Genomic DNA, 6000 nt, shown 5'->3' on the forward strand with positions numbered 1-6000 from the left:
TTCTGAAAAATAAAGGATCCTGATTTGCCTCATGGCCCGAGAGTGTTTAGCTTGATCGCTATCAAGAATTCCGGAATCGCCGGTCGAACAACAAACAATCTCGGGAGAATCCATGAAAGCCATACTCTGCAAGGAATACGGCCCCGCCGACAAACTGGTCATTGAAGAAGTACCCAGCCCCGAAGTGAAGGGCAGGGGAGTCAAGGTTCGGGTCAAGGCCGCCGGCCTGAACTTCCCGGACACCCTGATCATCGAGAACAAGTACCAGTTCAAACCGCCCCTGCCGTTCTCGCCGGGCGGCGAAATGGCTGGCGAGGTTATCGAGGTGGGCGAGAAAGTCACCCGCTTCAAGATCGGTGACCGGGTCGCCGGCCTCACCGGTCACGGCGCCTTCGCAGAGGAAGTGGTGACCGCAGAAGACAACCTCCTGCCAGTGCCGGACGGCATGTCCGATGAGAAAGCCGCCGCCTTCACCATGGTATACGGCACGTCCTACCACGCCCTCAAACAGCGGGCCAACCTCCAGCCGGGCGAAACCCTGCTGGTGCTCGGCGCCAGCGGCGGCGTGGGCCTGGCCACCGTTGAACTCGGCAAAGCCATGGGTGCCCGCGTTATCGCCGCAGCCAGCTCGGCCGAGAAACTGGCGGTCGCAAAAGAAGCCGGCGCCGACGAGCTGATCAACTACTCTGAAGAACCCCTGAAGGAAACCGCCAAGAAGCTCACCAAGGGCAAGGGTGTGGATGTAATCTACGACCCCGTCGGCGGCGACTTCACTGAACAGGCCTTGCGCGCCATGGCCTGGAACGGCCGCCACCTGATCGTCGGCTTCGCCGCCGGCGAGATTCCGAAAATCCCGGCGAACCTGACGTTGCTCAAGGGCTGCTCCGTGGTCGGCGTGTTCTGGGGCGATTTCACCCGCCGGGAGCCGGAGGTCAGTGCCCAGAACATGATGGATCTGATGAAGCTGTTCTCCGAGGGCAAGATTGACCCCAAAATCAGCGCCATCTACGAATTCGAGGACTATGAGGAGGCCTTGGGGGCGCTCACAGGTCGCAAGGCTACCGGTAAGGTGGTGCTCAAGGTTGGGTCCTGAGTTCTGGCCTGATTTGCGTTCCTAGCCTGCCTGGTTTTGGGGGTGGTGAGAGTGGGTGGCCCCTCCCAAAAACCGCTACAAGCACGTCCGTGTGCGCTTGACTCCGGCCATCCTTGGCCTCCGACATTTTTGGGAGGGGCCACCCACTCTCACTCTCTAAACTTGGCAGAGATAGTCGAGCAGAGCAGGCCCTGGAATCATTGGTGACGTCAGACGCGTGGCTATAACTCCCAAGTTTTGATTGCCGGGCTGGGGTAGTCTTCCCAAAAATGTTGAAGGCCAAGGATGGCCTGAAACAAGCGCACATGGACGTGCTCGTAGCGGTTTTTGGGAAGACTACCCCAGCCCGGCAAACCCCGAACCTAACAGGCTAGGGCCAATCCACGACCAAACATCAAAGGTCAAAACCGAACCTCCCCAGCATCAATCCGAGAAACCAGCTCCGAATCAAGCAAGGTATACCCGGAATCACCTGGCAAGCAGGCGAACACCTCCTCACGGGGCCGGAGGGAGTAACCGAGCTTCTGGATATCCACCTTCCGGTACTTGAAGGTACCCGTTTTCTCGATGGCGTGGGTGACCCGGACAAATACCGGCACCGCATAGGGCGGCAGGTTATCCTGCAGGTAGGCGAACAGACGGTTGACGTCGAAATCCTTGCCGCTGTTGTGGGGCACCAACGTGACCATGCCGGCTTTGCCGTTCGTCCCGGGGATCTCCACACCATAGACAATGGCTTCCTCTGCCATGCCGGAGCCGTCGATGATGTTCTCCACCTCCGTGGTCGAGACGTTCTCCCCCTTCCAGCGGAACGTGTCCCCCATCCGGTCCACGAACTGCAGGTGTCCGAATCCGATTTCTTTGAGCACGTCCCCGGTATTGAACCAGGCATCGCCCTTCTTGAAGGCATCCCGGAGGATGGATTGCTCCGTGGCTTCCTTCTGGGTGTAGCCCTCGAACGACCACTTCTTGGTGATCTCGCCGATCAACAGGCCAGGCTCGCCCTTTTTGACCTCTTCCAGTTTGCCTTTGTCGTTGCGGATCGGATCACGGGTGCCCTCGTGGTACTTCACCAGTTTGTAGGGTGCGGTGGAGAAGCCGACGGTGTTGTCCATGTTGAAGAAGTTGCTGAAGCCGATATTGCCCTCGGACGAGGCGTAGAGCTCTGCCACGGTTTCGATGCCGAAGCGTTCCTTGAACTCTTTCCAGATGGATGGGCGCAGGCCGTTGCCGATCATCTTGGTCAGGCTGTGGTTGCGGTCCTGGTCACTTGGGGGCTGGTTCAGCAGGTAGCGGCAGAGTTCGCCCACGTAGCCGAAGGTGGTGGCGTTGTAGCGGCGCACATCGTCCCAGAAGGCGGTGGCGGAGAACTTGCGGCGCAGGGCGATGGCAGAGCCACCGGCCAGTACCGAACCCCAGCACACCAGCAGGGCGGTGCCGTGGTACAGGGGCAGGGTGCAGTAGAGAACGTCCTCCGGCTCCATGGCCAGCGACATCATGCCGAAGCCGCCGTAGGCCTTGACGAACTTGCGGTGGGAGCCGGGTGCGGCCTTGGGCAGGCCGGTAGTGCCGGAGGTGAACAGGTAAATGGCGGTATCGCCCATGGTGGGCGGGTTACTCAGCAGCGGGCGGGTTCCCGAATAGCTGCTGATCTGCTCCGCCATGTTGGTATAGCCGGCCGGTGCTTCGCCAAACATATTCAGGGTGTTGGTATCAGCGAGAAACTGGAAGGGCTGACTGTGCCTGGGGCGAATGTCGCCGCGGATGTCCTCGATGTGGTCCACCAGTTCTTCACCAACCACCACCATACGCGGTTGGATCAGGTTGATGCTGTGGGCCAGGACCTTGCCCTTCTGGGAGGTGTTGAGCATGGCGCAGGCAATGCCGACCTTGGCTGCGCCGGCAACCACGGCCAGCAGTTCGGGCCGGTTCTCCAGCAGCACGGCAATGGCCTCGCCCTTTACCAGCCCCTTGTCTTTGAGGTAGTGGGCGATGCGGTTGCTCCAGGTATCGAGTTCGCTCCAGGTAATGGACCGGTCCTCGAACAGGATGGCGGGGCGGTTGCCGTATTTTTCAGCGTTCTGCTCGATCAGCTTGCCCAGGGTCAGGTCTGCGTTCTCATCCTTCACGGAGTAGTAATACAGTCCCTTCGCAATGGCGGGAAACCGGCGGAGGACGCCGGGCAGGCTGCGGAAGATGTCTCGGGCAGATACGGTGTCTTGGTTCATGTTTTCTCTTCAGTGACTGTAATTTCCACCAGGAGTTGGCTGCGTTTGACCTGTGCCCCGGTGCGGGTATGCACGCCGGCGACAACGCCAGATCGGTCGGCCTTGACCGGGTGTTCCATCTTCATGGCTTCGAGGATGACCAGGGTCTGGCCTTGCTCCACGGTGTCGCCTTCGGCCACCAGTACATCAATGATAGCCCCATCCATGCTGGCCTGGAGCTTGCCGCTACCAGTGCCGGCGCTGCCAGCCGCTGGCTGGTGGGTTACATCCCGCACCGCCCAGGACTGGCCGAGCGCCTGCAAATATAGGGAATTGCCTTCCCGGTGGTATTGGCAACGCTGACGAACGCCATTGTCGATGATGCATAACAGGCCATCGGCATGGCTCTGGACATCCAGATGGTATTCGTCATCGCCGTGGCTCACGGACAGGCGGTTGCCGCTTTTGCGGACCTTCAGTTCCAGGGTTTCGTCCTGCACCTCCAGCTTGATGGGTATCTGCGTTGCGGGTGCGTTACTCCAGCCGCCTTGGCCTGAATTGCCAAGGCCCAGGGCGCAGGCGCTCAGGGCCAGTTCCCGGATGCTGAGTTTCTGGGGCGATAGGGATGGATCGTCGGCGAACGCGCTTTGCAGGAAGCCGGTGGTGGCTTCACCGGCGCCGAAGGTGTCATCGGCGATGATCCGGCTGAGGAACCAGCGGTTGGTGGTGACTCCGAATACTGTCGTGTCCTCCAGGGCGCGGACCAGCCGGCGGCGCGCTTCGTCCCGGGTCTGGCCCCAGGCGATGACTTTGGCGAGCATGGGATCGTAGTGGGGGCTGACGGCGTCGCCGGAGCGGATGCCGGTGTCGTAGCGCAGGCCTTGACCTTCGGCAGGCTCAAACCGGTGCAGTTCGCCGGTCTGAGGGGTGAAGCCGTGGGCCGGGTCCTCAGCGTAGAGGCGCACTTCGATGGCATGGCCATTGAGTGTGATCTCCTCCTGTGCCAGCGGCAGGGGCTGACCCTCGGCAACGGCAAGCTGCCAGGCCACCAGGTCCTGGCCGGTTATCAGTTCGGTGACCGGGTGTTCCACTTGCAGGCGGGTGTTCATTTCGAGGAAGTAGAAGTTGCGGTCCTTGTCCACGAGAAACTCGACGGTGCCGGCGCCTTCATAACCGCAAGCGAGCGCGGCCCGCACGGCGGCCTCGCCCATGGCCTGGCGGAGGTCGGGGGTGACGAAGGGGGAGGGGGCTTCTTCGACCACCTTCTGGTGGCGCCGTTGCACTGAGCAGTCCCGCTCGCCCAGGTAGACGGCGTTGCCGTGGCGGTCGGCAAAGACCTGGATCTCCACGTGCCGGGGTTCGATGACGGCTTTTTCCAGGATAAGTTCGTCGTCACCGAAGGCCTGTTTGGCCTCGGAGCGCGCGCGTTTGAGGTTGTCGGCGAGTTGGTCCTCACTCTCCACCAGGCGCATGCCCCGGCCGCCGCCACCGGCGGAGGCTTTGACCATCAGCGGGTAGCCGATATCGGCCGCGGCCTGGATCAGTTCGTCGTCGCTGGCGTTGTCGCCCTCGTAACCGGGAACGACGGGGACGCCGGCTTCCTGCATGGCGATCTTGGAGCGGCGTTTGCTGCCCATCAGTTCGATGGCGGATTCCGGCGGGCCAACAAAGACCAGGCCGGCGTCTTTGCAGGCTTTGGCGAAGGCGGAGTTCTCGGAAAGGAAGCCGTAACCGGGGTGAACGCAGTCAGCGCCTGTTCTTCGAGCCGCATCGAGGATGGCTTCGGCATTCAGGTAGGAGGCTGAGACCTGTGCCGGGCCGATACAGACGGCTTCGTCGGCCAGTTCCACGTGCAGGGCGTTGGCGTCTGCTTCGGAGTAGACCGCGACGGTGCGGTAGCCCAGGGCTTTTGCGGTGCGGATCACCCTTACGGCGATTTCGCCTCGGTTGGCTATCAGGAGTTTTTTTAGCATTGTGGTTTTCTCTGAGTTGGGTGCATGCCGCAAGGGGGAGGGTCGATCCACTTCCAGAAAACCGCTACGAGCACGTCCATGTGCGCTTGTTTCGGGCCATCCTTGGCCCTCAACATTTTCTGGAAGTGGATCGACCCTCCCCCTTGCTCCGCAATCATTCGTCGTTGTCTGCCCATTTGGGGGGACGCTTTTGCATGAACGCCATGGTGCCTTCGGCGCCTTCCGGGCCACGGATGGCCTCTGCGAATTTTTCCGCGGCGCTGTCCAGGAGTTTGTGCATTGGTTCGTGGCCGACCCGGTGCAGCAGCGCCTTGGTCTCGGCCGTGGCGTTGGGGGCGCAAAGGCGGACGCGTTCAAGGGCCTGTTCCAGGAGTTGGTCCACGTCTTCGTCTGTTTCCGCAACCTGATGGACGATGCCCAGGGCACAGGCTTCTTTGGCGTCAATTCGAAGGCCGAGCAGGGCCAGTCGACGGGCCGGGGTCAGGCCGATGCGTTCCACCACGAACGGGGCGATCTGTGCGGGGATAACGCCCAGGGTAGTTTCCGGCATTCCGAACTTGGCCGTGGGGCCGGCGATGGCGACGTCGGATACGCAGGCCAGGCCAAAGCCTCCACCCATAACCGCACCCTCGGTGACCGCGATAACGACTTTTGAGGATTGGTTTACTTGCTCGATCATCTGGCCGAAGGCCCGGTTCAGTTTGTAGAACGGGTCGTGCTGGCCTTC

At 61.4% G+C, this 6000-nt stretch carries 4 protein-coding genes; 1 reads left to right on the forward strand and 3 read right to left on the reverse strand.

The annotated features are described in order from the left end of the window. Positions 1 to 112: 112 nt before the first annotated feature. Positions 113 to 1093, forward strand: a complete 981-nt coding sequence (locus ACESMW_RS04640; RefSeq protein WP_372985896.1) for an NADPH:quinone oxidoreductase family protein — start codon at positions 113 to 115, stop codon at positions 1091 to 1093. Positions 1094 to 1494: 401 nt separating this feature from the next. Here ACESMW_RS04640 and ACESMW_RS04645 read toward each other — a convergent pair whose 3' ends face one another. The 3 genes from ACESMW_RS04645 to ACESMW_RS04655 all read right to left on the reverse strand — a co-directional run. Beyond that, positions 1495 to 3321, reverse strand: a complete 1827-nt coding sequence (locus ACESMW_RS04645; protein WP_372985897.1) for a long-chain-acyl-CoA synthetase — start codon at positions 3319 to 3321, stop codon at positions 1495 to 1497. Beyond that, positions 3318 to 5273, reverse strand: coding sequence for an acetyl/propionyl/methylcrotonyl-CoA carboxylase subunit alpha (locus ACESMW_RS04650; protein WP_372985898.1), 1956 nt, complete (start codon positions 5271 to 5273; stop codon positions 3318 to 3320). The genes ACESMW_RS04645 and ACESMW_RS04650 overlap by 4 nt, the downstream gene beginning before the upstream one ends. 154 nt (positions 5274 to 5427) lie before the next feature. Then, positions 5428 to 6000, reverse strand: a 573-nt coding sequence (locus ACESMW_RS04655) for an enoyl-CoA hydratase-related protein (RefSeq protein WP_372985899.1), incomplete at its 5' end; no start/stop codon positions are given.

Origin of the sequence: Marinobacter sp., assembly GCF_041690455.1 — a bacterium.
Taxonomy (GTDB): Bacteria; Pseudomonadota; Gammaproteobacteria; order Pseudomonadales; family Oleiphilaceae; genus Marinobacter.

Bases quoted from the DNA above. Each gene is read 5' to 3' on its own strand.
- ACESMW_RS04645 (WP_372985897.1), bottom strand. From the start codon at position 3,321: ATGAACCAAGACACCGTATCTGCCCGAGACATCTTCCGCAGCCTGCCC.
- ACESMW_RS04640 (WP_372985896.1), top strand. From the start codon at position 113: ATGAAAGCCATACTCTGCAAGGAATACGGCCCCGCCGACAAACTGGTC.
- ACESMW_RS04650 (WP_372985898.1), bottom strand. From the start codon at position 5,273: ATGCTAAAAAAACTCCTGATAGCCAACCGAGGCGAAATCGCCGTAAGG.